Origin of the sequence: Curtobacterium sp. MCSS17_016, assembly GCF_003234255.2 — a bacterium.
GTDB classification, from domain to species: Bacteria; Actinomycetota; Actinomycetes; order Actinomycetales; family Microbacteriaceae; genus Curtobacterium; species Curtobacterium flaccumfaciens.
This window is the reverse complement of sequence record NZ_CP126254.1, coordinates 2,677,942-2,704,056: the sequence shown is the minus strand read 5'-3', so window position 1 is coordinate 2,704,056 and position 26,115 is coordinate 2,677,942. Positions and strand designations below refer to the sequence as shown.

Annotated in this window: 23 protein-coding genes; 16 read left to right on the top strand and 7 right to left on the bottom strand. The window is 71.5% G+C overall.

The annotated features are described in order from the left end of the window. The first annotated feature begins 122 nt into the window (after positions 1–122). From DEJ19_RS12650 to DEJ19_RS12640, 3 genes are all read left to right on the top strand, one after another. Positions 123–1,118, top strand: coding sequence for a carbohydrate ABC transporter permease (locus tag DEJ19_RS12650; protein ID WP_017888646.1), 996 nt, complete (start codon positions 123–125; stop codon positions 1,116–1,118). After that, the gene (locus DEJ19_RS12645; RefSeq protein WP_017888647.1) at positions 1,111–1,950 is read left to right on the top strand and encodes a carbohydrate ABC transporter permease; all 840 of its coding nucleotides are present in this window, start codon (positions 1,111–1,113) and stop codon (positions 1,948–1,950) included. Before DEJ19_RS12650 ends, DEJ19_RS12645 begins: the two co-directional genes overlap by 8 nt. Positions 1,951–2,085: 135 nt before the next feature. Continuing rightward, positions 2,086–3,039 carry a TolB family protein gene (locus DEJ19_RS12640; protein ID WP_111233303.1) on the top strand — a complete coding sequence of 318 codons (954 nt, stop codon included), beginning with the start codon at positions 2,086–2,088 and terminating at the stop codon, positions 3,037–3,039. A gap of 115 nt (positions 3,040–3,154) precedes the next feature. On the opposite strand, the gene DEJ19_RS12635 is transcribed toward DEJ19_RS12640, so the two are convergent. The 5 genes from DEJ19_RS12635 to DEJ19_RS12615 form a co-directional block, all read right to left on the bottom strand. Further along, on the bottom strand, positions 3,155–3,832 hold the full coding sequence (locus tag DEJ19_RS12635) for an ABC transporter ATP-binding protein (protein WP_111233317.1): 678 nt from the start codon (positions 3,830–3,832) through the stop codon (positions 3,155–3,157). A gap of 101 nt (positions 3,833–3,933) precedes the next feature. After that, positions 3,934–5,481, bottom strand: a complete 1,548-nt coding sequence (locus tag DEJ19_RS12630) for an ABC transporter permease (protein ID WP_111233304.1) — start codon at positions 5,479–5,481, stop codon at positions 3,934–3,936. Positions 5,482–5,610: 129 nt separating this feature from the next. Then, a complete protein-coding gene (locus DEJ19_RS12625) occupies positions 5,611–6,321 on the bottom strand; it encodes a glycosyltransferase family 2 protein (protein WP_181441535.1) in 711 nt (236 codons plus the stop codon). Beyond that, positions 6,318–7,673, bottom strand: coding sequence for a bifunctional PIG-L family deacetylase/class I SAM-dependent methyltransferase (locus tag DEJ19_RS12620; protein ID WP_258377403.1), 1,356 nt, complete (start codon positions 7,671–7,673; stop codon positions 6,318–6,320). The genes DEJ19_RS12625 and DEJ19_RS12620 overlap by 4 nt, the downstream gene beginning before the upstream one ends. After that, positions 7,670–8,704, bottom strand: a complete 1,035-nt coding sequence (locus DEJ19_RS12615; RefSeq protein ID WP_111233307.1) for an acyl-CoA dehydrogenase family protein — start codon at positions 8,702–8,704, stop codon at positions 7,670–7,672. The genes DEJ19_RS12620 and DEJ19_RS12615 overlap by 4 nt, the downstream gene beginning before the upstream one ends. Positions 8,705–8,807: 103 nt before the next feature. On the opposite strand from DEJ19_RS12615, the gene DEJ19_RS12610 reads away from it, so the two are divergent. The 5 genes from DEJ19_RS12610 to DEJ19_RS12590 all read left to right on the top strand — a co-directional run bounded on the left by DEJ19_RS12610 (position 8,808) and on the right by DEJ19_RS12590 (position 13,510). Continuing rightward, positions 8,808–9,548 (top strand): response regulator transcription factor, encoded by a 741-nt coding sequence (locus DEJ19_RS12610; protein WP_111233308.1) that lies wholly within the window; start codon positions 8,808–8,810, stop codon positions 9,546–9,548. After that, complete coding sequence (locus DEJ19_RS12605; protein WP_284176449.1) at positions 9,545–11,089, top strand: sensor histidine kinase; 1,545 nt, start codon at positions 9,545–9,547, stop codon at positions 11,087–11,089. The genes DEJ19_RS12610 and DEJ19_RS12605 overlap by 4 nt, the downstream gene beginning before the upstream one ends. A gap of 279 nt (positions 11,090–11,368) precedes the next feature. Continuing rightward, positions 11,369–11,884: a 50S ribosomal protein L10 gene (gene rplJ, locus DEJ19_RS12600; RefSeq protein ID WP_017888663.1), complete on the top strand. Its 516-nt coding sequence runs from the start codon at positions 11,369–11,371 to the stop codon at positions 11,882–11,884. 51 nt (positions 11,885–11,935) lie between these two features. Next, positions 11,936–12,319, top strand: coding sequence for a 50S ribosomal protein L7/L12 (gene rplL / locus DEJ19_RS12595; RefSeq protein ID WP_027466380.1), 384 nt, complete (start codon positions 11,936–11,938; stop codon positions 12,317–12,319). Between the two features lie 273 nt (positions 12,320–12,592). Beyond that, on the top strand, positions 12,593–13,510 hold the full coding sequence (locus DEJ19_RS12590; RefSeq protein WP_111234294.1) for a hypothetical protein: 918 nt from the start codon (positions 12,593–12,595) through the stop codon (positions 13,508–13,510). Between the two features lie 169 nt (positions 13,511–13,679). Here the strand turns inward: DEJ19_RS12590 and DEJ19_RS12585 are convergent, their stop codons facing one another. Next, complete coding sequence (locus tag DEJ19_RS12585) at positions 13,680–15,104, bottom strand: amino acid permease (RefSeq protein WP_111088120.1); 1,425 nt, start codon at positions 15,102–15,104, stop codon at positions 13,680–13,682. Positions 15,105–15,230: 126 nt separating this feature from the next. Here DEJ19_RS12585 and DEJ19_RS12580 point away from each other — a divergent pair, with 126 nt between their 5' ends. From DEJ19_RS12580 to DEJ19_RS12555, 6 genes are all read left to right on the top strand, one after another. Beyond that, positions 15,231–17,105: an ABC transporter ATP-binding protein gene (locus DEJ19_RS12580; protein WP_110863384.1), complete on the top strand. Its 1,875-nt coding sequence runs from the start codon at positions 15,231–15,233 to the stop codon at positions 17,103–17,105. Positions 17,106–17,279: 174 nt separating this feature from the next. Next, positions 17,280–18,644 carry a cystathionine beta-synthase gene (locus tag DEJ19_RS12575; protein WP_110863383.1) on the top strand — a complete coding sequence of 455 codons (1,365 nt, stop codon included), beginning with the start codon at positions 17,280–17,282 and terminating at the stop codon, positions 18,642–18,644. Between the two features lie 13 nt (positions 18,645–18,657). Then, positions 18,658–19,803, top strand: a complete 1,146-nt coding sequence (locus DEJ19_RS12570; protein ID WP_111234295.1) for a cystathionine gamma-synthase — start codon at positions 18,658–18,660, stop codon at positions 19,801–19,803. Positions 19,804–19,945: 142 nt separating this feature from the next. Further along, positions 19,946–21,148 (top strand): MFS transporter, encoded by a 1,203-nt coding sequence (locus tag DEJ19_RS12565; protein WP_111234296.1) that lies wholly within the window; start codon positions 19,946–19,948, stop codon positions 21,146–21,148. Continuing rightward, entirely contained in the window at positions 21,081–21,389 is a 309-nt protein-coding gene (locus DEJ19_RS12560; RefSeq protein ID WP_146250737.1) for a hypothetical protein, read from the top strand. Before DEJ19_RS12565 ends, DEJ19_RS12560 begins: the two co-directional genes overlap by 68 nt. 1 nt (position 21,390) lies before the next feature. Further along, the gene (locus tag DEJ19_RS12555) at positions 21,391–21,993 is read left to right on the top strand and encodes a substrate-binding domain-containing protein (protein ID WP_111022264.1); all 603 of its coding nucleotides are present in this window, start codon (positions 21,391–21,393) and stop codon (positions 21,991–21,993) included. Between the two features lie 11 nt (positions 21,994–22,004). Here DEJ19_RS12555 and DEJ19_RS12550 read toward each other — a convergent pair whose 3' ends face one another. Further along, entirely contained in the window at positions 22,005–22,586 is a 582-nt protein-coding gene (locus DEJ19_RS12550; RefSeq protein WP_128781007.1) for a TetR/AcrR family transcriptional regulator, read from the bottom strand. A gap of 227 nt (positions 22,587–22,813) precedes the next feature. Between DEJ19_RS12550 and DEJ19_RS12545 the strand changes: the two genes are divergently transcribed. Beyond that, on the top strand, positions 22,814–24,070 hold the full coding sequence (locus DEJ19_RS12545) for a multidrug effflux MFS transporter (protein WP_051596893.1): 1,257 nt from the start codon (positions 22,814–22,816) through the stop codon (positions 24,068–24,070). A gap of 41 nt (positions 24,071–24,111) precedes the next feature. Next, a complete protein-coding gene (locus DEJ19_RS12540) occupies positions 24,112–26,091 on the top strand; it encodes a helicase HerA-like domain-containing protein (protein WP_111234298.1) in 1,980 nt (659 codons plus the stop codon). Positions 26,092–26,115: the final 24 nt, after the last annotated feature.

Genomic DNA, 26,115 nt, shown 5'->3' with positions numbered 1-26,115 from the left:
GCCCCGGAGCCGACCACGCGTCGGCCGTGCGGCTGACGCCCCACGCACCCCGCGCCTCCCGGCCGCTGCCACGGCCGCGCGGACCGCACCTGCACGCCCCTCCTGCCGAAAGGCCCCACCAGATGTCCACGACGGTCCTGCCCGACTCGGAGCGCATCGACCTGACGCACACGAAGGCCCCGACGATGTCGGGCCGTCCGCCAGGTCGCAAGCGCAAGACCCACTGGCTGCCCTACGCGCTCGTCGCGCCGGCCATCCTGTTCGAGCTGCTCATCCACATCGTCCCGATGCTCACCGGCATCTGGATCTCGTTCATCCAGCTCACCAAGTACTTCATCGCGAACTGGGGTGCCGCGCCCTTCGCCGGGTTCCGGAACTACCAGGTCGTCGTCGACTTCGACCAGGCGATCGGCCGCGGGGTCCTCAACTCGTTCCTCATCACGTGCGCCTTCACGGTCCTCGTGGTCGGGCTCTCCTGGACCTTCGGCATGGCCGCAGCGGTCGCGCTGCAGAAGCCGTTCGCCGGACGCGGGCTCTTCCGCACCCTGTTCCTCGTGCCCTACGCGCTGCCGATGTACGCCGGCGTCATCACCTGGAAGTTCATGTTCCAGCGTGACTCGGGGGCCCTGAACCACCTGCTCGTCGACCAACTCGGGCTGTTCGGCGGCAACGCCCCGTTCTGGCTCATCGGCAACAACGCGTTCGTGGCCGTCGTCGTCGTGGCGATCTGGAAGACCTGGCCGTTCGCGTTCCTGATGCTCATGGCCGGCCTGCAGTCGGTGCCGAACGACGTGTACGAGGCCGCCTCGGTCGACGGTGCCAAGCCGTTCCGCCAGTGGCGCTCGATCACGCTGCCGATGGTCCGCCCCGTCAACGTGACGCTCGTGCTCGTGATGTTCCTGTGGACGTTCAACGACTTCAACACGCCGTTCGTGCTGTTCGGCTCGACCGCGCAGCCGCCCGCCGCGGACCTGCTGAGCTTCCACATCTACAACGCGTCGTTCATCACCTGGAACTTCGGTTCCGGTGCCGCGATGAGCGTCCTGCTCCTGCTCTTCCTGCTCGTCGTCACCGGCATCTACCTCGCCGTGACCAACCGGAGGTCCGTCCGTGCGTGAGACAACTGGCGCCAAGTCCTTCAAGATCATCACCCTGGTCGTCCTGACGCTGTTCACGGTCGTGCCGCTCTACGTGATGATCACCACGGCCATCAAGCCCCTCGGCGACGTGCAGGACAACTTCACGTGGATTCCGTCGCGGATCACCTTCCAGCCGTTCATCGACATGTGGTCGACGGTGCCGCTCGGTCGGTACTTCATCAACTCGCTCGTGGTCTGCACGGTGGCGACGGTGTTCTCGCTGATCATCGCGACGTTCGCCGCCTACGGTGTCTCGCGCTGGAACTTCAAGGGCAAGAGCACCTTCACCACCGCGGTGCTCTCCACGCAGATGTTCCCCGGCGTGCTGTTCCTGCTGCCGCTGTTCCTGATCTTCACGAACCTCGGCAACACCCTGGGCATCCAGCTCGTCGGGTCGTGGCTCGGCCTGATCATCACGTACCTGACGTTCACGCTCCCGTTCTCGATCTGGATGCTCGCCGGGTACTTCGAGACCATCCCGCGCGAACTCGACGAGGCCGCGATGGTCGACGGTTCGGGCCCGATGGGTGCGCTGTTCCGGGTCATCCTGCCGTCGGCCCGTCCGGGCCTGGTGGCGGTCGGGATCTACTCGTTCATGACGGCCTGGGGTGAGGTCCTCTTCGCCTCGGTCATGACGAACGGCCTCGGTTCGACCCTGGCGGTCGGTCTGCAGCAGTACTCGACGCAGACGAACGTGTACTGGAACCAGGTCATGGCGGCGTCGCTCGTCGTGTCGATCCCGGTCGTGGCAGCGTTCCTCGTGGTCCAGCGCCAGTTCGTCGCCGGCCTGACCGCCGGTGCCGTGAAGTAGGCGGAGCCCTTCCGCAAGACACCGGTGTTCGCGCTCGACGCCCCCGCATCACGCGGTGCGCAGCGTGAACACCGGTGTCTTGCCGTTCCCCACCGACCCGACCACCCGACCACGCGACGACGACAGGATGGAACCATGAGCGACGAGACCCGCGGGCGGCAGCTGCTGCCCGGACAGACCAGCCGCGTGCACGTGTACGACGTCGAGTCCCGCACCTCGCGGCTCGTGTTCGAGTCGGCCACGGTGCTCGTCGAGGCGCCGAACGTCCTGGACGCCGAGACCCTGGTGCTCAACGGCGACGGCGACTTGTGGCTGCTGCGACTGCCGTCGGCCGACAGTGGCACCGGCACCGTGCTCGACGAGACGGCGCTCGTGCCGGTGCCGATGGACGGCGTCGACGAGATCAACAACGACCACGTGCTCGACCCGTCCGGCAGCTCCATCGTGGTGAGTGCCCGCGACGGCGAGCTGTACCGCGTCCCGCTGCCCGAGGGCGGCCCCGCGACCCGGATCACCGACGTCGCAGCGGCCCTGCCCACCAAGCGCAAGTTCTACCTGCACGGCATCGCCCCCGACGGGAGCGCCCTCGCCGCGATCGTGGGGGAGCTGTCCGAGGACGGCGTCTGGACCACCGACGTCGCGATGGTCGACCCGGAGACCGGCGAGCCGACGTTCGTCACGCGGGACGAGCACCCCGACGACGGCTGCACCGTCAGTCCGGCCGGCGGGATCCTGCTCTGGAACACGGAGCGGTTCACCCCCGGCACCGCGCAGCTGGCCGTGCGCTGGCCCGGGCACGACAGCCCCGTCCGCCTGACGAACGACGACCGGGTGAACTGGTTCCCGCATCTGTCCCCGGACGCCGCACACCTGCTCTACCTGTCGTACGAACCTGGCGTGCAGGGCCACCCGGCCGACCACCGCGTCGAGCTGCGGCTGCTGCCGGGGTCGCTCGTCCGGGGTGCCCGGATCGCGGTCCAGCCGGAGGCCCTGGTGGCCCTCGACGGCGGGCAGGGGACGGTCAACGTGCCGCCGTGGGCCCCGGACTCGAGGTGGTTCGCGTACTGCGATTACCCCGTGGCGGGGTAACGGCGGCGTCTTCACGCGCTGAGCGACAGTCCACGCGCTCCTGGACGCGTGGACTGTCGCTCACCGCGAAACGCGGGCGGACGCCCCGCGCCTGCCCGCGCGTGCGCCAGCCCAGCTAGACCTCGCGCACCTGCCCCTGTTTGATGTGCAGGCGCCGCTCGGCACGCTTCGCGACCCACGAGTCGTGCGTGACGATGACGACGGTCAGCCCGCGCTCCCGCCACTGCTTCTCGATGAGCGCCATGATCTCGTCGCGGGTCGACTCGTCGAGTGCACCCGTCGGCTCGTCGGCGAGCAGCACGCTCGGGTTCTTCACCAGCGCCCGGGCGATCGCCACGCGCTGCTGCTGGCCGCCGGACAGCTCGGCCGGCAGGTGCTCCATCCGCTCACCCAGTCCGACCTCGCGGAGCGCGGCGACCGCACGCTCGCGGACCTCGCTCCGCGACCGGTTCGCGTGCGACCCCGCGAACGCCGTCTCGACGTTCTCGAGCGCCGTCAGCGTCGGGATCAGGTTGAAGCTCTGGAACACGAAGCCGATCTCGGTCGCCCGCAGGTCGGTCAGCGCGCCGTCACCGAGCTTCGCCACGTCGCGGTCGCCACCGAGGTGGATCGACCCGGCACTCGGCCGGTCGAGCGCTCCGAGCATCTGCAGCAGCGTCGACTTGCCGCCGCCGGTCGGCCCCTGCACGGCCACGAGCTGCCCCTGCGGGATCGTCAGGTGGACGTTCGTCAGGGCGGTGACGGTCCGGTTCTTCTGCTGGTAGGTCTTGCTGACGTTCGTCAGCCGGTACATCGGACTGGAGGCACGGCTCGCCTCCGCCTCGCCGGTCGCGGTGTCGGTGCTGGTCACGGTTGCTCCTGTCGTCGGTTCGGTCGTGTCGGTGCTGCCGGGCATCAGGCCACGCTCCGGAGCGCCTCGGCCGGACGGAGCCGGCTCGCACGCCAGCCGCCGAGCGCGCCGGCGATGAGGCCGCCGAGGATCGCGAGGCCGATCGCCAGCAGGATGATCTCGACGGTCACCGGGGCGTGCAGGACCACGTCGGTCGTCGACGCGGTGCTCGCGCCGCCGCCGAAGCCTCCTGCCGGTGCACCGCCCGTCGTGCCGCTGCCCGCGGCCGCGGTCGCTGCGCCGCCGGGCATGCCACCACCGCCACCGGCACCCCCGCCGGTCGTGCTCGAGGCGCTCGCCGAGATCGTCGGACTGATGACGTTCACGACGAGGATGCCGATCAGGCCGGCCGCGGCGCCGAGCACGCCGCCGATCAGGCCCTGCACCAGGGACTCGCCGGCCACCTGTCGGGTGATGCGGCCGTTCGACCAGCCGATCGCCTTGAGGGTCCCGAACTCGCGGGTGCGGCGGGTCACGCCGGAGATCGTGAAGAGGATCGCGATGAGGAACGCCGCGGCGAGCACGACGATCGACAGCCACTTGCCGAGGTTCGAGACCAGGCTCGAGGCGGTGCTGAGCGACCCGGACACGCTCGAGGCCAGGTCGGCCTCGGTGGAGACGGTGGCGCTCGTCAGCTTCGCCTGCAGTGCGGACTTGATCGTGCTGACGTCGGACGAGGACTCGGCGGAGACGTAGATCGAGGTGACCTTGCCGTCGAGGTCGGCCAGCGCCTGCGCGGTGTCGAGCGGGATGTAGGTGTTCGAGCCCGTGGTCGAGGCCGAGCCGGTGGAGCTGACGATGCCGATGACGGTGAAGTCGGTGCCGCCGATGTCGACGGTGTCGCCGACCGCCTTGGACTCGCTCTTCGCGTACGACGCATCGAGCACGACGACGTCCTTGCCCGCGTCCTTCGCGGCGAAGGTGCGCCCCTTCGTGAGCTCGGTGCTCGTGAGCGGACCGACCGTCGCGCCGGACACCGGGATGCCGGTCACCGTGAACGAGTCGACGCTGAACGACCCACCGCCGAACCCGCCGCCACCGCCGGTGTCCCCGCTCGGCGGGCCCTGCTGGGTGGTGCTGTCGCTGCTGGAGTCGCTGCTGCTGTCCGTGCTGCTGTCGTCGGTCGACTGCTGCTGGACCTGGCCGGAGAACGTGCTGTTCTCGAGGGTCAGCACACCGGTCGCGGCCTTGACGCCGTCGGTGCTCGTGATCGTGGACAGGTTCGCGGCGTTCAGGGTGCTCGTGCCGCGCGGGACGGCGAGCCGCGACTGCGACAGGTCGGTCGAACCGCTGTCGTCGTCGCTGTCGCCCTGGCTGCCGAAGTCGAAGCTCGGACGCCCGCCGTTCGTCGACGCCGTCGCGGTCTTGGTGACGGTGATGTCGGTGCCGACGCCGTAGACGGACTGCAGGACGCTCGACTGCGCTGCCTGCACGCCACCCGAGATCGACGACACGATCACCACGAGGGCGATGGCCAGGGCCATCCCGATCGCGATGATGACCGTCTGCTTCTTGCGGTTCGTGAGTTCGCGCCTGAGGTAGGTCAGGAACATGGTTCTCCTCGGTGGTGGCCGGCTGGGGTCACCGGCCGCGCAGAGCACGCGGCGGGGCCGACGGAGGAGAAGCTAGGCACGCTGTCGATGACCGACCCATCGCGCACCTATGAGGCGACTAAGGCCGGGTCAGCCGACGTCGCCGTACCGCTGGCGCAGGTGCTCCGCGTACCCGCCGGGGGTCCGGCCGGCGAAGCGCCCGCTCGTCACCACCGGCAGGTCGACGGTGGCGTCCACCCGGAAACCGAGCGCCCGTGCCCGGGCCACCAGCCGCGCGTCCTCGTGCTCGGGCACGGGGTCGAACCCGCCGAGGCTGACGTACGCCGCGGCGAGCACGCCGAGGTTCGCGCCGTGCACGTGGCCGAGGGCGGCACCGGGCGGGTGCGCCAGCGTCCAGCGGTCGAGCACCGCGGGCGCCAGGTCGTCCGGGTCGGGGACGACGGCACCGACGAGCACCTGTGCGCCGGACGCCAGGGCGTCGCACTGCTGCACGAGCCACCGTTCGTGCACCCGGGAATCGGCGTCGGTGTGGGCGAGCCAGCGGGCCGCCGGGTCGCCGTCATGCGCACGGAGGGCGTGCGTCGCCCCGATGGTCCGTGCCCGACCGACCCCGACACGGTCCGTGGTCAGGACGTCGACCGGGTACCGATCGACCACCGACGCGGTGCCGTCCGTGCAGCCGTCGAGCACCACCGTGACGGCGGCGTCGAATCCGGGTCGCTCCGCGGCGAGCCGGTTGACGGCCACCAGGAGCGCGTCGAGGCACGCGGCGATCCGGTCCGCCTCGTCGTGCGCGGGGACGACGACGTCGATGCGTGCACGCGGTTCCGGTCCGGTCACCGGATGATCCCCTCGGCCCGGGCCACCGAGGTGACCGCCGGGCCGGGCAGGACGCTCAGGACGAAGTCCTCCTCCACGTGTCGGAGCAGGGCGGGACGCGGCCACCGTTCGGTCAGCCGCGCGTCCACCGCGTCACCGCTCGACACGGCCTCGTCGTCGGGGTGCCGCCAGTGGCAGGCCACGAGCACACCGTCGTCGTCGAGCGACCCGAGCACCCGGTCGATCGTCGCGTCGAGGTCGGCTGGTGACAGGTAGTACCCGACCTCGGACATCACCACCAGGTCCCACCGCCCGTCCGGCCACTCCGCCGGCAGGGCAGCCTGCACGAACCGAGCGGTCGGGGTGCGGCGGGCAGCACGCTCCAGGGGCGCCGCCGAGATGTCGGTGCCGAGGACGTCGTCCGCGCGGTCGGCGAGGGCAGCGGTCAGGACCCCGGTCGCGCAGCCGAGCTCGAGCGCCGACCGGAAGCGCGGGCGGGGGAGCGCCGCCAGCGTCACGGCCCGCTTGCGCTGCTCGTACCAGGACCCGTCGAAGTCCCACCCTTCGGGCTTCCGGTCGTAGTGGGCGTCGAACGACTCGCGCGACCGCGACGCGGCGGACCCCGGCGCGAAGAACCACTCCGTCGTCCGCAGGTGGTGGGCGGCGTGCCGGTCGTCGACGATCGCCTCGTCTCCCGGTGCAGGCGACAGGGGCCGGGTCTGCGACGGGTAGGCATCGAGGGCGGCACGCTTCCGGGCGACGAGGTCGTCGGGCAGCGCGAGGGCCCGGACGTCGTCCCACGGGGCGACGGAGTGGTCCGGGTCGTCCCAGTGCCAGGCCCAGATCGGGTACGCGAGCAGGTCGACGTCGGGGGCGCTCGCCGCAGTGGCCTGGGCGACCTCGCCCGCGATGCGGTGGTCGCGGTGCCCGTCCCCACGCCACGGCGCGACGAGCAGCACGGGGCGGGCGGCGCCGGCGAGCACGGTGTCGAGGCTCTCGACGACACGGTCTCGGTGTTCGCGGGTCGCGCCGTCCGGGATCCCCACCGAGGTCGACGTCACGTCGGGGTGCAGGGTGCGCAGGGCCACCACGAACTCGTCGTCGCGGGCGGCGGCGAGTGCGTCCGGGGTCGTCGTGGGGGAGTCCGGGTGGGAGCGCTCGCCGCGGGTGAGGAGCAGCACGTGCACGGGGACGCCGACCGCTGCAGCGGCCGCGATCAGCCCACCGGCGCCGAGGGTCTCGTCGTCGGGATGGGGCGCGACGACCACCACCGACCCGGTGCCGGACAGTTCGATCGCCGGTGTGTCCAGGCCGTCGAGGAACCCCGTCCACGCCGACGGGTCGGTGCCCGGCTCGCGGTGGTCGAAGCTCACCACGCGACGCCGCCCCGCTCGAGCACCATCCGGCCGATGCGGGCGAGGTCCCGCGCGCCGTGGTCCTGCAGGACGTAGAGCTCGAGGTCGGCGATCCGCGCGGCGACGGCGGGGTCGGCCGTCAGCGGTGCCGGGCCGATCGTCGAGACCACCCGCTGGCGCACGGCGTCGACCGAACGGCGCACCCGCGACCGGACGGTCTGGGCGAGCAACCGCCAGTCGGTGTCGTCGGAGGCCGGGTCGGAGTCGTCGATCCGGGCGGCGGCGTCGGCGAGGGCGTCCTCCGCGTCGGCGAGGTCGGCCACGGTGGCGCCGAGGGCGGCCTGCAGCAGCTCGGACTCCGGGTGCGCCGACGCGGTGTCACGGAGCACCCGGGCGAGCCCGACCGCACCGCCCCACCAGCAGGCCGCGACGCCGATGCCGCCCCAGGCGAAGCCCGGACGTCGCAGGTACCAGCCGGGCGCGCCGACGGGTCGTGCCCGGACGCCGTCGAAGTCGACCGGTCCGCTCGGCACGTCCGGCATGCCGCGAGCGACCCAGGTCTCGTCGTGCACGGTGACACCGGGCTGTCGCAGGTCCACGGCGACGAGGACCCGCTCGTCGCCCAGGTGCGCGGTGACCAGGGCGTGCGAGAGCGTTGAGGCGAGCGAGCACCACGGCTTCGTGCCGTGCAGCAGGACCGTGCCGTCGTGCTGTGGTGCGGCGTCGAGCCGGAGGCCCGGCCCCTCGGCCGCGAAGACGCCCCAGGTCGAGCCGTCCGGGGCGTCGACCCCGGCCTGCGCGAGGATCCCGAGCGCGTCCAGGTGCGGTTCGACGGTGCGGGCGGTGGCGACGTCCGCCGCGGCGACCGCGGCGAGCGTGCCGAAGAACCCGCCGGCCGTGCCGGCGGACAGGGGTGGGGTGGTGGCGGCGACCGCCCGCGCGACCGTCAGGCGGTCCGTCGGTGGCGAGCCGGGCCTCCCGGTCGTCCGTTCGATCCGCGCGGTGTCCAGGTGCCGGGCCGACGGGGGCCAGGCTGCAGATCGCAACATGCTCCCAACGTACGGAGCGGCAGACGTGGACGTGTCCTCAATCCACAGAACGCACTGGGCCGCGCCACAGACGACTCATAGGAACTTCTCGATACTCGAAGACGTGACCATCTCCCATCCCGCAGCAGCCCCGCGCCTCACGCGTGCCGACGGAACCCCGTTGCGCATCCTGGTCGTCGATGACGAAGCCAGCCTCACCGACCTGTTGTCCATGGCACTCCGCTACGAGGGCTGGGACGTCAAGAGCGCGAACGGCGGGCAGGACGCCCTGACGACCGCGCGGGAGTTCAAGCCCGACGCGATGGTGCTCGACGTGATGATGCCGGACCTCGACGGGCTGCAGGTGCTGAGCCGGCTGCGGCAGAACAACGACGACACCCCGGTGCTGTTCCTCACCGCGAAGGACTCCGTCGAGGACCGCGTGACCGGGCTCACCGCGGGCGGCGACGACTACGTCACCAAGCCGTTCTCCCTCGAGGAGGTCGTGGCGCGGCTGCGTGGGCTCATCCGCCGCTCGCAGATCTCGATCTCCGAGGCCGGGGACTCCCGCATCGTGGTCGGCGACCTGGTGCTCGACGAGGAGTCGTACGAGGTGCACCGCGCCGGCCGCCCGATCGAACTGACCGCCACCGAGTTCGAGCTGCTCCGCTTCCTGATGCGGAACCCCCGTCGCGTGCTCTCGAAGGCGCAGATCCTGGACCGGGTGTGGTCGTACGACTTCGGCGGCAAGTCGTCGGTCGTCGAGATCTACATCTCCTACCTGCGCAAGAAGATCGACGCCGGTGAGACCCCGATGATCCACACGGTGCGCGGCGTCGGGTACGTCATCAAGCCGACCTCGTGACCCTGCGGCGCCGGCTCGTCCTGAGCATCGTCGCCCTCGTCGTCGCCGTCAGCGCGGTGATCGGGGCGGCCAGCATCATCGCGCTCTTCTCGATCCAGACCAGCGCGATCGACAAGCAGATCACGAGCGCCACCCACCGGGCGCAGCGGTACCTGCAGCAGAACCAGTCGGGGCAGCCGAGCATCGACCTGTCCCGGCCGTCCGGGCAGGCCGCCGGCACCCTGACGGCGTACTTCGTCGACGGGCAGGTCGTCATCGCGAACGTGCTCGACGACTACGGCCGCCCGAGCGGGGTCCCGCAGACGAGCGCCGAGGCGCTGGGGTCCGTCCGTGTGGACGCCGACCCGGAGACGATCGACCTCGGCTCGGACGTCGGGCGGTACCGCCTCGCCGCCGTCAACGTCGGCCCGGCCGTCCTGGTCGTGGGACTCCCGATGGCCCCCGTCTACGACAGCGTCTGGAAGCTCTTCGGGGTCGTCCTCTCCGTCGTGGCGACCGCACTGGTCGCCGGTTCGGTCGTCGCCGCGTTCGTGGTCCGGCAGTCGCTCCGGCCGCTCGAGCGCGTCGCCGAGACCGCGTCCACCGTCGCGCGCATGCCGCTCGACCGCAGCGACGCCCTCGACGGTGTCCGCGTGCCCGACACCGACCCCCGCACCGAGGTCGGCCGGGTCGGCAGCGCGTTCAACCGCATGCTGGGGCACATCGGCAGTGCGATGCAGGCGCGGGAGCGCTCGGAACAGAAGGTGCGGCAGTTCGTCGCCGACGCCTCGCACGAGCTCCGGACCCCGCTCGCCTCGGTGCGCGGGTACGCCGAACTCACCCGGCGCATGGGCGGCGACCTGCCGAAGGACGTCGTCTACGCGATGAGCCGCATCGAGTCCGAGTCCATCCGGATGACCTCGATGGTGGAGGACCTGCTGCTCCTCGCACGGCTCGACGAAGGCCGCGAGATCCAGTTCGCCGAGGTCGACCTGACCGGACTGGTGCTCGACGCCGTGAACGACGCCCACGCCGCGTCCCCCGAACACCCGATCGAGGTCGACGTCCCGCCGGAGCCGGTCACCATCACGGGGGACGCCGCACGCCTGCACCAGGTCATCGTCAACCTCGTCACGAACGCCCGGACCCACACGCCCGAGGGCACCCGCATCACGGTGGGCCTCGCCCCGGTCGACGGCGGCGTTGACCTGACCGTGCGCGACACCGGCCAGGGCATCGACCCGGAGTTCCTGCCGAAGCTGTTCGAGCGCTTCGCCCGGGCGGACAGTTCGCGGTCCCGCACGGTCGGATCGACCGGCCTGGGGCTCGCCATCGTGGACGCGGTCGTGCAGGCGCACGGCGGCCGGGTCGAGGTCACGAGCGAACCGGGGGACACCGTGTTCACGGTGCACCTGCCCCGCGACCCGGCTGCGGCTGCGGCAGCCGCCGGGGCCGGGGCCGGGGCCGGGGCCGGGGCCGGGGCTGTCGCGTCGTCGTCGGCTGACCCTGCCGGGTCCGCGGACTGGTCGGCGACACCCGCTGCGGTGGACCGTACCCACTGACGGACGGGAGGCGCGGGGCGGGCCCGCCCCGCGCCTCCCGACCGCTGTTTGGTCTCGTCCACGGCATCTGCTAGTGTTCTCGAAGCCAAAGACCGCCGGATGTCGTGCTGCTCGCAACGTGTTTGTGAACATCGTGACCGAAGGTCCTCACTCGTGAGGCATCCCGCGCAGGTGTTCCGAACCACTCCCACCATCTGGTGAGAGCAGCTCCGAGCCTCTGCGCCGGAGCTTTTTTCGTTCGTGGACCTGGGGCTGCCGGCAAGACCCCCAAGGAGAACCATGGCGAACAAGGAAGCTGCGGTCGCCGAGCTCACGGAGTCCTTCCGTAGCTCGAACGCCGTTCTGCTCACCGAGTACCGCGGTCTCACGGTCGCGCAGCTCAAGGAGCTCCGCAACTCGATCCGTGAGCACGCCACGTACGCCGTGGTGAAGAACACGCTGACCAAGATCGCGGCGAACAACGCCGGCATCTCGTCGTTCGACGACGAGCTCGCCGGTCCGTCCGCTCTCGCCTTCGTCCACGGTGACACCGTCGCCGTCGCGAAGTCGCTGCGTGCATTCGCCAAGGCGAACCCCGAGCTCGTGGTGAAGGGTGGTTACTTCGACGGTAACCCGCTCACCGCGACCGAGGTGGACAAGCTCGCCGACCTCGAGTCCCGTGAAGTGCTGCTCGGCAAGCTCGCCGGCGCACTCAAGGCCTCGCTGTTCGGTGCTGCGTACCTGTTCCAGGCACCCCTCTCGCAGGCCGTCCGCACCGTGGACGCCCTTCGCGAGAAGCAGGAGTCCGCGGCCTGATCAGGCTCGCGTTCATCAACCACACGTACTAGCTAGTAGTAGGAGAAAATCATGGCGAAGCTTTCGCAGGACGAGCTCATCGAGGCCTTCAAGGAGCTCACGCTCATCGAGCTCTCGGACTTCGTGAAGAAGTTCGAAGAGGTCTTCGAGGTCACCGCGGCCGCCCCGGTCGCCGCTGCCGCCCCCGCCGGCGCAGCTGCTCCGGCCGAGGCCGCTGAGGAGAAGACCGAGTTCGACGTCATCCTCAAGTCCGCTGGTGACAAGAAGATCCAGGTCATCAAGGAGGTCCGTGGCCTGACGTCGCTCGGCCTCGGTGAGGCCAAGGCGCTCGTCGAGACCGCCGACGCCAAGATCCTCGAGGGTGCGAACAAGGAGACCGCCGACAAGGCGAAGGCGACCCTCGAGGCCGCTGGCGCCACGATCGAGCTCGCGTAGTCTCGACCGTTCGGGTCACGAAGGCCGCTGCCCCTCGGGGCGGCGGCCTTCGTCGTGTGCTGGGGTGTGTGCGTCGCTTCTTGTCGCTTTCCCCAAAGCGACAGATGGGCCCGGAAAGATCACGGCTTCTTGTCGCTTCGGCGCCTCTGACAGAGCCCACTTCCGGAGAACCGTCGCTTTGGCATCGCCGCACGACCGCCTGGAGGCGCGTGGATTCTCCACAGATCGGCGAACGTCGCCGACATCGGTTGCGCTGGGCGACAGAGTGCTGCCATGCACCCCGCCAACGCCATCGCACTGTTCCGGACGAACAGACTCGACCGCGCGGACGCTCGACAGCTGCAGCGCCGCAAGCTGGCCGGTGAACTCGTCCGCGTGCGACATGGCGTCTACGTCGACCGCTCGGCGTGGGACGCGCTCGACGGCCGGAGTCGACACCTCGTCCGCATGCGGGCCGCTCTCCCGCTGCTCCGCGGAGGCGCTGTGTGGTCGCTCGACTCAGCGGCTGCGATCCTCGGGGCACCTCGTCTCGACCCGTGGCCGGAGCGCGTCCATGCGAACGTGCCCGCACTGGAGCACGACCTCCGACGTACCGGGCTGACGATGCACGCCGGGTCCTCGCTCGTGTCGGGGCACCGTTTCCACGGCGTCGAGTACACGGCTCTCGCGCAGACGACGATCGAGCTCGCTCGTCGGGGACCCCTGACCGCGGCGGTCGTTGGGCTGGACCACGCGCTCCGCAACGGAGTCCGGCACGAAGACCTCGAGCACCTGGCGCTGACTGTCGGTCCGTGGGGCGCGGTCCGCCTTGAGCACGCGTTGGAGATCTGCGATGTCCGCCACGAGTCGGTGGGTGAGTCCTACTTCGCAGCGCGTGCGGCCGAGCTCGGGTGCCCGGACATGGAACCGCAGCACGAGTTCATCGGCGTGGACGGCGCCGTTGACCGGGTCGACTTCTGGTTGCCGAGGCAGGGGATCGTGATCGAGTTCGACGGGCGGCAGAAGTACGAGGACCGCGAGATGCTGCGGGGGAGGAGCGGCGCCGACGCCGTCTGGAGCGAGAAGCGGCGCGAGGACCGGGTCCGTGCTCGCGGCGAGGTCAACGGGTTCGTCCGCGTGTACTGGGAGCACCTCGTCGTGCCGGAGCGCCTCCGAACCCTGTTCCGTCAGCACGGTGTGCCGTGCCGATGACGTCCTGGCTTGTTGGTGCTGCCAGAGCGACACTTCTCGCGGGAGGTGAGTCATGCCTCCCGGCAAAGCGACAGAGTGCCGCGAATGTTCCGCGGGCATCCGTCGCTTTGCGGGAGTGAGCGCGTGAGGTCGGCGCGGCGGGCGGGCGGGGCGGCGCGGCGCGGGCGCGTCAGCGCAGGGTGCTGTGGCGGCGGCCGTAGGCCAGGTAGAGCAGGGCGCCGGCGACCATCCAGATACCGAAGGCGATCCAGGTGGTGGCGCCGAGGAACACCGCGAGCAGCACGCAGCTCAGGGTGCCGAGGATCGGCACGACGGGGAACAGCGGCACCCGGTACGAGCGCTCCAGGTCGGGCTGCGAACGGCGGAGCACGATGACGGACACGTTCACCAGGGCGAAGGCGACGAGGGTGCCGATGCTCGTGGCGTCGGCGAGCTCCCCGAGGGGCACGAGCGCGGCGACGATCGTCACGGCGATGCCGATGATGAGCGTGTTCGCGATGGGTGTGCCGGTGCGACGGGAGACCCGGCCGAAGACCTTCGGCACCAGGCCGTCGCGGGACATCGTGAGCAGGATGCGGGTCTGGCCGTACAGGACGGTGAGCACGACGCTGGCGATGGCGACGACCGCCCCGATCGAGAACACGAGGGCGACGAGCGGTTGCCCCGTGACGTCGACGACGATGCGGACGAGCGACGCCTCGGACGACGAGAACGCGGTCCACGAGCGGGCCCCGACGGCAGCGATCGCGACGAGGATGTACAGCGCGGTGATGAGCGCGATCGAGCCGATGATCGCCCGGGGCAGGTCACGGCGGGGGTTCTTCGCCTCTTCACCGGCGGTCGAAGCGGCGTCGAAGCCGATGTACGAGAAGAAGAGCCGTGACGCGGCGGCGGTGACCCCGGCGGCACCCATCGGGGCGAGCGGTTCGAAGTTCTGCGCCCGGAACGCCGTGAACGCCACGACGACGAAGAAGACCAGCAGAGCGATCTTCACGATCACCATGACCGTGTTCACCCAGGCGCTCTCGCGGGCACCGGGCAGCAGCACGGCGGTGGCGAGCAGGACCAGGACCGCCGCGGGCAGGTTGACCACGCCGCCGTCGACCGGGGGAGCGGCGAGTGCGGTGGGCAGGTGCAGGCCGAACACGCGCAGGGTCTCGTCGACGTACTCGCTGGCACCGACGGCGACCGCGGCCACCGAGACGGCGTACTCGAGCACGAGGCACCATCCGCAGATCCAGGCGATGCCCTCGCCCATCGTGGCGTAGGTGTACGAGTAGCTGGACCCCGAGGTCGGGACGGCGCCCGCCATCTCGGCGTACGACAGCGCGGACAGCAGCGCGGCGATCCCCGCGACGACGAACGAGATCCAGACGGCGGGACCGGCGAGCGGGACCGCGGTGCCGAGGACGACCAGGATGCCGGTGCCGAGCGTGGCCCCGACGCTGATCATCGTCAGCTGCCAGACCCCGAGCGACCGACGGAGCGGTTCCCCGTTCACACCGCGGGAGGCTTCGGCCTGCAGCTGCTCGATCGGCTTGCGGCGGGCGAGCTGCGCCCCCAGGGACGTGGGACGTGACGGCGCGGACGACATGGGACCTCGGTGGTGCGGGGACGGGGACGGCACATGCTCGCACGCCCCCTGAACGGGGTCAAATACTGCGGGGCTGTGGACAGGGCGGTCGATGTCCGAGCGCGGGGCTACGGTGGCTCCATGAGCATGGGACACGGCGGGCGAGGCGGCGGTCCGCGCGGGGGTGGGCGCATCTCGAGCGGCGACTTCCGCGCGCAGAAGGCCGCCAACGCCGAGGCGCCGAGGATCCCGCACCTGGTCCGGCGCATCGCCGCACTGTTCGAGCCGCACCGTCGGGCGATCGTGCTCACAGTCGTCCTCGTGCTGATCGGTGCGGCCATCTCGGTCGTGCCGCCACTGCTCACCCAGCAGGCGTTCGACCGTGGGTTGTTCCCGCCGTCGGGTCGCCCCGACGTCCCGGTGCTGGTCGAGCTCGTGTCCGCGATGGTCCTGCTCTGGATCGCGAGCGCCGGGGTCGGCGTCTGGCAGACGTACCTGACCGCGACGGTCGGCAACAAGGTCATGGGTGCGATGCGGATGCGCCTGTTCGCGCACCTGCAGCGGATGGAGCTCGCGTTCTTCACCCGCACCAAGACCGGCGTCATCCAGTCGCGCCTGCAGAACGACGTCGGTGGCGTGGCGAGCGTGCTGAACAACACGATCTCGTCGGTGCTCGGCAACACCGTGACCGTGATCGCCGCCGTGGTCGCGATGCTCCTGCTGAGCTGGCAGATGACGCTGGTCGCCGTGGTCCTGCTGCCGCTCCTCGTGATCGCGCAGCGCCGCGTCGGCCAGGTCCGCGCCCGCATCGCCGCGCAGACGCAGGAGTCGCTGTCCGACATGACGGCCATCACCCAAGAGGCGTTGAGCGTCTCGGGCATCCTGCTGGCGAAGAGCTTCAACCAGCAGGCCAGCGAGACCCGCCGCTACGGGGACGAGAACCGCAACCAGATCACCCTGCAGGTGCGCCAGCAGATGTCCGGGCAGTGGTTCTTCGCGATCGTGCAGATCTTCCTGTCGATCATCCCGGCGATCATCTACGTCGTCGCCGCGTACCTGATCATCGGCGACGTCCCGATCACGGCCGGCACGATCGTCGCGTTCACGACGGTGCAGTCCCGGCTGCTGTTCCCGACGGTCGGGCTGCTGCGCGTGGTCCTCGACCTGCAGACCTCCGGTGCGCTCTTCGCCCGCATCTTCGAGTACTTCGACCTCAAGCCGGCCATCACGGACTCGCCGACCGCCCGGCCCGTGGACGAGTCGAAGGTCGGCCACGTCGCCTTCGAGGACGTCGTCTTCACCTACCCCGACGGCGAAGCCGACAAGCCGACTCTGCGCGGGGTGTCGTTCGAGCTCCGCCCCGGGCAGTTCGCGGCCTTCGTCGGCCCCTCCGGCGCGGGCAAGACGACGGTGTCCTACCTGGTGCCCCGGCTGTACGAGGCGACCGAGGGATCGGTGCGGTTCGCCGGGCAGGACGTCCGCGACCTGGTGCACGAGGACCTGATGCGGCACGTCGGCATCGTCAGCCAGGAGACGTACCTGTTCCACGCCACGATCGGCGAGAACCTGCGGTACGCCAAGCCGGACGCCACCGACGACGAGCTCGAGCGTGCGGCCCGTGCGGCGAACATCCACGACACGATCGCGTCGTTCCCGGACGGCTACGACACCGTCGTGGGGGAGCGCGGCTACCGCCTGTCCGGTGGCGAGAAGCAGCGCATCGCCATCGCGCGGGTCATGCTGAAGGACCCGCCGGTGCTCGTCCTCGACGAGGCCACCAGTGCACTCGACTCCATCTCGGAACACGTCGTGCAGACGGCGCTCGACACTGCGGCGGCCGGTCGGACCACCATCTCGATCGCGCACCGGTTGTCGACGATCCGCGACGCCGACGTCATCTTCGTCCTCGACCACGGCCAGATCGTCGAGCAGGGCACGCACGACGAACTCCTCGCCCTCGACGGCACGTACGCCCAGCTGCACCGGCAGCAGAACACGTCGGCGGACGTCGTCCGGCCCTGACCGGTCGTGGTCGCGACCGGGCGCCGGACAGGAGGCCCGTGGCGGCGTCCGCACGGGCCTCCCGTCCGGCGCGCAGCGCGACCAGGGCACGTCGCCCGCCGCGGGATCCCGGGGCGCTGTCCGCACACGACACATCCCAGCGGGACGCGGGGACCGCGTCCTAGACTCGACGCCGTGCGTTACGCGAACTCCGTCGTCGACCTCGTCGGCGACACCCCGCTCGTCAAGCTCAACCGGGTGACCGAGGGGGTGCGGGCGACCATCCTGGTGAAGGTCGAGTACCTGAACCCCGGTGGGTCGTCCAAGGACCGCATCGCCACCCGGATCATCGACGCGGCCGAGGCCTCCGGTGACCTGCGCCCCGGCGGCACCATCGTCGAACCGACCTCCGGCAACACCGGCGTCGGTCTGGCCCTGGTCGCACAGCAGCGGGGCTACCGGTGCGTCTTCGTGCTGCCCGACAAGGTCGGCGAGGACAAGCGCAACGTGCTGACGGCGTACGGCGCCGAGATCGTCGTGACCCCGACCGCGGTCGCGCCGGAGCACCCCGAGTCCTACTACTCGGTGTCGGACCGGCTCGTGCAGGAGATCCCCGGCGCCTACAAGCCGAACCAGTACGCGAACCCGAACGGTCCCCGCAGCCACTACGAGACCACCGGTCCGGAGATCTGGCGCGACACCGAGGGGCAGATCACCCACTTCGTCGCGGGCGTCGGCACCGGCGGCACGATCTCGGGCACCGGACGGTACCTGAAGGAGGCGTCCGACGGCGGCGTCCGCATCGTCGGGGCCGACCCCGAGGGCTCCGTGTACTCCGGCGGCACAGGTCGCCCGTACCTGGTCGAGGGCGTCGGCGAGGACTTCTGGCCGAGCGCGTACGACGCCGGCGTGCCGGACGAGATCATCGCCGTGTCGGACGCCGACTCCTTCGCGATGACCCGGCGCCTGGCGCGCGAAGAGGGATTGCTCGTCGGCGGTTCGAGCGGCATGGCCGTCGTCGCGGCGCTCCGCGCGGCCCGTGACCTGACCGAGGACGACGTCGTCGTCGTGCTGCTGCCGGACGGCGGCCGCGGCTACCTCGGCAAGATCTTCAACGACCGGTGGATGCGCTCCTACGGCTTCGCCGAGACCGACGACGAGCGCACCGTCGGCTCGCTCATCGCCGGCAAGGACGGCCGCCTGCCCGACCTCGTGCACGCGCACCCGGCGGACACCGTGCGCGACGTCGTCGACATCATGACCAAGTACGGCGTCTCGCAGATGCCCGTGCTCAGCGCGGAGCCGCCCGTCGTCATCGGCGAGGTCGTCGGCGCCGTCGAGGAGAAGGCGCTGCTCGAGCAGGTCTTCACCGGCACCGCGAAGATGTCGGACGCGCTCACCGGCTTCGTCGGCGACCCGCTGCCCCTCATCGGCGTCGGCGAGTCGGTCTCCGCGGCGCGTCGTGCGCTCGAGTCGGCCGACGCGCTCCTCGTCGTCGCGGACGGCAAGCCCGTCACCGTGCTGACCCGGCACGACCTCCTCACCTACCTCTCCGAGTAAGGAACCACCGAGCATGACCGAGTTCAGCACCCGGGCCGTCCACGCCGGCCAGGAGCCCGACGAGACCACCGGCGCCGTCATCCCGCCGATCCACCTGACGTCGACGTACGTGCAGGACGGCGTCGGCGGCATGCGCAACGGCTACGAGTACTCGCGCGCCGGCAACCCGACGCGTGACTCGCTGCAGGTGCTCCTGGCCGACCTCGACGGCGGCGTCGCGGCGTCGTCGTTCGCGTCCGGGCTCGCCGCCGAGGACGCCCTGCTCCGTGCCGCGCTGGTCCCCGGTGGCCGCGTCGTGATGGGCAACGACGTGTACGGCGGCACCCACCGCCTGGTGAGCCGGCTGCACGTGCCGTGGGGCGTCGAGCTCGTCGTCGTCGACATGAGCGACCTCGACCAGGTCCGTGCAGCCCTGCAGGGCGCACCGGCCACCACCGTGCTGTGGGTCGAGACGCCGACGAACCCGCTCATGAAGATCGCCGACATCGCCGCGCTCGCGACCCTCGGGCACGAGTCGGGCGCACTGGTGGTCGTCGACAACACGTTCGCGTCGCCGTACCTGCAGCAGCCGCTGTCGCTCGGCGCCGACGTCGTCGTGTACTCGACCACGAAGTACCTCGGCGGACACTCCGACGTCGTCGGCGGAGCCGTCGTGCTGGCGGACGAGGAGCTCGCGGCGAAGGTGCAGTTCCTGCAGTTCGGCGCGGGCGCGATCTCGTCGCCGTTCGACGCCTACCTGACCACCCGTGGCATCAAGACGCTCGCGGTGCGCATGGAGCGGCACTCGCGGAACGCGCAGGCCGTCGCCGAGGAGCTCGTCGTCGCGCCCGGCGTCGAGCGCGTCTACTACCCGGGCCTGCCCGACCACCCGGGGCACGACGTCGCCGCCCGCCAGATGCGCGGCTTCGGCGGGATGCTCTCGGTCGCGCTGTCCGGCGGCGCCGAGGCGGCGAAGCGGTTCGCGGAGTCGACGGAGCTGTTCGCCCTGGCCGAGTCGCTCGGTGGCGTGGAGTCGCTCATCGGGTACCCGAGCGAGATGACCCACGCGTCGGTGAAGGGCACCGAGCTGGCCGTGCCGGAGAACGTGGTCCGCCTGTCGGTGGGCATCGAGGACGCCGGCGACCTGGTGGCGGACCTGGAGCAGGCGCTGGCGCGCTGAAGCGGGCCCTGCTGCCGCGGTGACGCGGGCACTGCTGACGCGGGACGCGGGACGCGGGACGCGGGACGCGGGACGCGGGACGCGGGACGCGGGACGCGGGACGCGCCACCGTGTCGTCGGCGCCCACCCCTACGATGATCGGGTGAGCACAACGGCGTCGCGGACCAGCCTGCTGAGCGGGCCGTACGCCCTCGCGACGATCGGCATGGTCGCGATCGTCGGCGTCGCGGCGTTCCAGAACCTGGCGATGACGACGATCATGCCGGTGATCAGCCGCGACCTCGACGGCGAGACCCTGTACGCGCTCGCCTTCGCCGCCCCGCTCGCCGCCGGGGTGCCGGGGATGGTGCTCGCCGGCAACTGGGCCGACCGGGCCGGTGGCCGGATCGTGGCCTGGGTGTCGGCGGTGTTCTTCGCCGTGGGGACCGCCGTGGTGATGCTCGCGCCGACCATGGAGGTGTTCCTGGCCGGGCGGCTCATCGAGGGGTTCGGCGCCGGGGCCATCGACGTGGTGCTGTACGTGCTGGTCGCCCGGATCTTCCCCGCCGAGCTGCACGGACCGGTGTTCGCCGGGTTCGCCGCAGCCTGGGTCGTCCCCGCGCTGATCGGTCCCGCGCTGGCCGGCATCGTCACCGACACCTGGAACTGGCACTGGGTCTTCGCCGGGGCCCTGGTGATCGCGCTGGCGGCGTTCGTCCTGCTCGTGCCGACCCTCGGCCGGTTGCACGCCCCGGCCGCGTCGCTCCGCCCGCCGTGGCAGCGGGTCCGGATCGGGTGGTCGGTGGCGGCGGCCGTGTCGATCCTGCTGCTCAACGTGGCCCCGGACCTGACCCCGTGGGGCATGGTCGCGGCGGTCGTCGTCGGGCTGGTCGGCACCTGGTTCGCCCTGCGGCCGCTGCTGCCGACCGGGACGTTCCGCGCCGCGGCCGGGCTGCCGTCGGTCGTGCTGCTGCGCGGGCTCGTCGCCGCGTCGTTCTTCGGGAGCGAGGCGTACGTGCCGTTCCTGCTGCAGGCCGAACACGGGCTGTCGCCGTCTGCCGCCGGGCTCGCCCTGACGGTGGCGGCACTCAGCTGGGCCGCGTCGAGCTGGGCGCACGGTCGTCTGGGGGAGCGGCGGCTCACCGCCCGGCGCACCTTCGGGGTCGGGCTGACGCTGGTGCTCGTCAGTCTGGTGACCGCGCTCGCGGTCGCGACGTTCGACCTGTCGTGGTGGGTGCTGGTCGCCGGCTGGTTCGTCGGTGGCGCGGGCATGGGGGGCGATCTACCCGCGTGCCTCGATGCTGACCCTGCGGTTCTCCGGCGAGGGCGACGACGGGTTCGCGAGCTCGGCCCTGACGATCGCTGACGCGGCCGGCAGCGTGATCGGTCTCGCGGTGACCGGCCTGCTCTTCACCGCGACCGGTGGCGCCGACGGCACGGTGTCGTTCCCCCTGGTGTTCGCGGCGATGATCGGGTTCGCTGCGCTGGCGATCGCGGCCGTCCGACGGCTCGGCCCCGTGCCCGCGCCGGTGACGACAGCCCCGGCAGGCCCGGGCGGAACAGTCCCGTCGCGGACTCCGTCGTCGCACGGCCCGGCCGCCGGGTAGCGTGGCAGACCGGACCGAAGAGGAGACCACCGTGCTGCGCATCGTCGCCGTGACCGTCGCCCTGGCGGCGGCCCTGACCCTGGCCGGGTGCCAGGGCACGACGTCGGCTGCCCCCACACCCGTGCAGAGCACGGACCTGACGAGTTCCGACGGGGGGTTCGACCAGCAGGCCGTGATCGGTGTCGTCCTGGTCCACGACGACGCGGCCCTCGCCGACCGGCTCCGCACTGACCTGACCGACGCCGGGTTCCGGCCGGATGTCCGGGTCGCTCCGGCATCGGGTGCAGCGGCGTCCCAGCGGACCGCTGTCGCCCAGCTCGTGCGGAAGGGGGCCAAGGCCCTGCTCGTGCACGCCGCGCGGCCGTCCGCACTGACCGGCGTGATCCAGACCGCCCACGACGCCGGGGTCGTCGTGGTGTCCCTCGGTGATCCGCTGCCCGCGACCGGCACCGGTGGCGACGGGGTGTCCGCCGACTACCGCGTGCCGTCGGAGGGTGACGACGCCGACACGGCGGCGACGGCGGTCGACGTCGTGCAGTCCCTGCAGCGCGGCGAGAAGCCGGAGACCGACCCGACGGACGGCGACACGACGGACGCCGAGTAGGAGCGGTCCGCTCAGCTCCACCACGCCGGGAACGACAGCGTGATCGTCTCGACCAGCGCCTTCCGCGACCGCCGGGGCCCGGCGAGCCAAGCCTCGATGGCCCCGACGAAGCCCTGCGCCACGAACCCCGCGGCGACGTCGTCGAGCAGGTCGGGCCGGTGTGCAGGGTCGAGCTCGCGGATGTGCAGGGCGCTCGACACCGTGAAGTGCTCGACGAGCAGCCGGTGCAGCGAGGCGTCGTTCGGGTCCGGCAGCGCCTTGCCGTAGATGTCGCGGTGCGTCGTCACGTGCTCGACGACGGCGTTGATGCCGCGCCGGGTGATGGCCACGAGCTCGTCGGCTCCGGCGCCCCGGTCGGCGGCGGCTCGGCGCTCGTCGGCGTCGTCCTGCCGGATGCGGTCGAGTTCCGGCGTCAGGACGTCGGCGAGCAGCGACCCGGGGGAGACGGCGTGCGAGTAGAACGTGGCCCGGTTGATGCCGGCGGCACGCGTGACGTCGGCGACGGTGATCTCCGAGACCGGTCGGTCCGCGGCGAGTCGCAGGATCGCCTCGCGCAGCGCTGCAGTGGTGTGCAGGATCCGGGCATCCACCATGACGCCCACCCCCTTCTGATCCGCTTCACCCGGAAGGCCCCCGAGCAACCCGACGCTACCGCATGGTCCGCGCCGGGCCGAGGGGCAGCACCAGCCGCTTCACGCGGGCGGCCCGCACCGGCGGCGCCGAGCACGCACCGGCGACCGTAGGATGGTTCCGCGGACGAATCGATTCGATCGACCCGCGATCACCCCCCGCCCCCTCATCGTCGAAGGACTCCTGTCTCGTGACCGCGCCCGCCACCACCGGTTCGCTCCGGGTCGTCCTGCACCCGGGAGACTCGCTCTCCCGCGGGCAGCGGCTCGTCTACGTCTTCGTCCTGGGCGCCCTCACGGCGCTCGGTCCGTTCACGATCGACCTGTACCTGCCGGCGTTCCCGGCGATCAAGGACCAGTTCAGCGTCACCGACGGCGCGGTCCAGCTGACGCTCACCGCGACGACGCTCGGCTTCGCGATCGGCCAGCTCCTGGTCGGCCCGTGGAGCGACAAGGTGGGCCGTCGACTGCCGCTGATCATCGCGACGACGGTGCACATCGCCGCGTCGATCGGCGCCGCGACCGCGCCGGACATCGAGCTGCTCGCGGTGTTCCGCGTGCTGCAGGGCATGGGCGCCGCAGCCGGCGGTGTCGTCGCGATGGCGACGGTGCGTGACCTCTTCGGCGGCAAGCCGCTGGTCCGCATGTTGTCCCGCCTGGCGATGGTGAACGGCCTCGCACCGATCCTCGCGCCCCTCATCGGTTCGCAGATGCTGCAGTTCACCAGCTGGCGCGGCATCTTCGTCTTCCTCGCCTGCTACGGCCTGGCGGTGGTCATCGCGTCGATCCTGCTCATCGTCGAGACCCTGCCCCCGGCCCGTCGGCACGAGGCCGGGCACTCCACCATCGGCCAGCGTTACAAGGCGCTGTTCTCCGACCGGATCTTCGTCGGCGTCGCGCTCATCGGCGCCATGGTGTTCAGCGGGCTGTTCTCCTACCTCAGCGCGTCACCGTTCCTGTTCCAGCAGGTCTACGGGCTCGACGCGCAGCAGTACGGGCTGCTCTTCGCCGTCAACTCCGTCGGGGTCGTCCTCGGCGTGCAGATCTCGTCGCGGCTCGCCCAGCGGGTGGGTCCGCAGTGGATCTTGGCGTGCTCGACCGCGACCCTGCTGCTGGCGTCGCTCGCGATCATCGTCCTCGACCAGCTCGGGGCCGGTCTGGTCGGCGTGCTCGTCCCGCTGTGGTTCTTCATCGCCGCGTGCGGGTTCTCGTTCCCGCTCGTGCAGGTCATCGGTCTCGCCGCCCACGGGAAAGAGGCGGGGACCGCCGCCTCGGTGCTCGGCGCCCTGAACTTCGGCGTCGCCGGGCTCATCTCGCCGGTGGTCGGCTGGCTCGGCATCACGACGGCCACCCCGATGGCGATGGTGATGGCGTCGACCGCCGCCGTCGCGATCCTGATGCTCTGGTTCGTGGTCCGACCGCGGACGGTCCCCGCGCTGACGCACTGACGACCCGGACCGCCGCGGGCTCCGGTCCCTAGGCTGTGCCCATGAGCGACGCGACGGAGCGGGCACGAGCGGCTGCCGAGGCAGCGAGACAGGCCGCCGACGAGGCACGTCGGCTCGCCGACGAAGCGGCGCGGCGAGCCGAGGAGCTCGCCGCCGCACTGGCGGCGGAGGAGCAGGCTGTCCTCACCGCGGACGCGGAACCCGCGGTCGTCGGGTCCCCGCCACCCACCGGCCTGGAGGCGCGGCTCGCGCCCGACGCGGAGCCCGCCCCTGCGGCCGCACCGGCTCCCACGACCCCTGCCGCGGCGGTCGACGCGACCGCCCCGGATCCGGTGGCGACGGCGGCGACCGGCACCGTGCCTCCCGTCCGTGCCGAAGCCGGCCCGCTCGGACCGGACGCGGTCGCGGCCATCCGTGACGGCTACGCCGTCGACGGAGGCGCGATCGAACTCGGTGCCCTCGTCAACGGCGCAGCGGTGCCCGACGTGCAGGTCCGGATCCCGCTCGCGATGCTGAACCGGCACGGGCTGGTGGCTGGGGCGACCGGCACCGGCAAGACCCGCACGCTGCAGGTGCTCGCCGAGCAGATCGCGGCGAACGGGGTGCCCGTGTTCGCCGCCGACATCAAGGGAGACCTGTCGGGTCTGGCCGTCGCGGGGCAGGCGAACGACAAGCTGCTCGACCGCACCGCGGGCATCGGCCAGCAGTGGCAGGGCGTCGCGAGCCAGGCCGAGCTGTTCTCGCTGGGCGGGCAGGGCACCGGCGTGCCGATCCGCGCCACCGTCTCGGGCTTCGGGCCGCTGCTGCTGTCGAAGGTGCTCGGGCTGAACGACACGCAGGAGTCCTCGCTCGGTCTGGTGTTCCACTACGCCACGCAGCAGGGTCTCGCGCTGGTGGACCTCGACGACCTGCGGAGCGTGCTGACGTTCCTGGTGAGCGAGCAGGGCAAGGGGGAGCTCGCCGAGCTCGGGGGCCTGTCGAAGCAGACCGCCGGGGTGATCCTGCGGGAGCTCGTCACCTTCGCTGACCAAGGTGCCGACCGGTTCTTCGGGGCGCCCGAGATCGACACGCAGCTGTTCCTGCGGACGGCGGCGGACGGGCGGGGGATCGTCAGTCTGCTCGAGGTGCCCGGTGTGCAGGACCGGCCGGAGGTCTTCTCGACGTTCCTGATGTGGCTGCTGGCGGACCTGTTCAACGAGCTGCCGGAGGTCGGCGACCAGGACGAGCCGAAGCTGGTGTTCTTCCTGGACGAGGCGCACCTGCTGTTCACCGGGGCGTCGAAGGACTTCACCGAGCAGATCGTGCGGACCGTGCGGCTCATCCGGTCGAAGGGCGTCGGGGTCTTCTTCGTGACGCAGACCCCGAAGGACGTGCCGAACGACGTGCTGGCGCAGCTCGGGTCGCGCATCCAGCACCAGCTCCGCGCCCACACCCCGGACGACGCGAAGGCGCTCCGGGCGACGGTGTCGACCTACCCGACGAGCGACTACGACCTGGGCGAGGTGCTCACGTCGCTCGCGACCGGCGAGGCCATCGTCACGGTGATGAACGAGCGGGGCGCGCCGACCCCCGTCGCGTGGACCCGGCTGCGCGCACCCCAGGGGTCGATGGACCCGATGCCGGCCGACGAGATGGCCGCACGGGTGCAGGCCTCACCGCTCCTGGCGACCTACGGCACCCGCGTCGATCCGGACTCGGCCCGCGAGGTGCTCGCGCGCCGGATGGAGGCGGCGGCCGCTGCAGCCGACGCCGCTGCCGCAGCCGACGAGGCAGCTGCCGCCGCGGCGGACGCGTCGGCGGATGCCCAGCAGGAGTACGAGCGGCAGCAGCGGGAGTTCGAGCGGGCCGAGCGAGCGTCGGACGCGCGGCGCTCCGGTCGGTCCGGCGGCTCCGGTCGGTCGGGCGGGACGCGGCGATCCGCGGGGGACCCGCTGTCGGGCCTGCTCGGCTCCGGGCTGGGCGGGACCATCGCGAAGGAAGTGGTGCGCGGGATCTTCTCGACGCTGCGGCGTCGGCGCTGACCGGTGCCGCGTCGACGGGTGCCG

Excerpts from the sequence above, each read along its gene's own strand:
- DEJ19_RS12650 (WP_017888646.1), top strand. The coding sequence starts at position 123 with ATGTCCACGACGGTCCTGCCCGACTCGGAGCGCATCGACCTGACGCAC.
- DEJ19_RS12640 (WP_111233303.1), top strand. The coding sequence starts at position 2,086 with ATGAGCGACGAGACCCGCGGGCGGCAGCTGCTGCCCGGACAGACCAGC.
- DEJ19_RS12635 (WP_111233317.1), bottom strand. The coding sequence starts at position 3,832 with ATGTACCGGCTGACGAACGTCAGCAAGACCTACCAGCAGAAGAACCGG.
- DEJ19_RS12630 (WP_111233304.1), bottom strand. The coding sequence starts at position 5,481 with ATGTTCCTGACCTACCTCAGGCGCGAACTCACGAACCGCAAGAAGCAG.
- DEJ19_RS12615 (WP_111233307.1), bottom strand. The coding sequence starts at position 8,704 with ATGTTGCGATCTGCAGCCTGGCCCCCGTCGGCCCGGCACCTGGACACC.
- rplJ (WP_017888663.1), top strand. The coding sequence starts at position 11,369 with ATGGCGAACAAGGAAGCTGCGGTCGCCGAGCTCACGGAGTCCTTCCGT.
- rplL (WP_027466380.1), top strand. The coding sequence starts at position 11,936 with ATGGCGAAGCTTTCGCAGGACGAGCTCATCGAGGCCTTCAAGGAGCTC.
- DEJ19_RS12590 (WP_111234294.1), top strand. The coding sequence starts at position 12,593 with ATGCACCCCGCCAACGCCATCGCACTGTTCCGGACGAACAGACTCGAC.
- DEJ19_RS12585 (WP_111088120.1), bottom strand. The coding sequence starts at position 15,104 with ATGTCGTCCGCGCCGTCACGTCCCACGTCCCTGGGGGCGCAGCTCGCC.
- DEJ19_RS12580 (WP_110863384.1), top strand. The coding sequence starts at position 15,231 with ATGGGACACGGCGGGCGAGGCGGCGGTCCGCGCGGGGGTGGGCGCATC.
- DEJ19_RS12570 (WP_111234295.1), top strand. The coding sequence starts at position 18,658 with ATGACCGAGTTCAGCACCCGGGCCGTCCACGCCGGCCAGGAGCCCGAC.
- DEJ19_RS12560 (WP_146250737.1), top strand. The coding sequence starts at position 21,081 with ATGCTGACCCTGCGGTTCTCCGGCGAGGGCGACGACGGGTTCGCGAGC.
- DEJ19_RS12550 (WP_128781007.1), bottom strand. The coding sequence starts at position 22,586 with ATGGTGGATGCCCGGATCCTGCACACCACTGCAGCGCTGCGCGAGGCG.
- DEJ19_RS12540 (WP_111234298.1), top strand. The coding sequence starts at position 24,112 with ATGAGCGACGCGACGGAGCGGGCACGAGCGGCTGCCGAGGCAGCGAGA.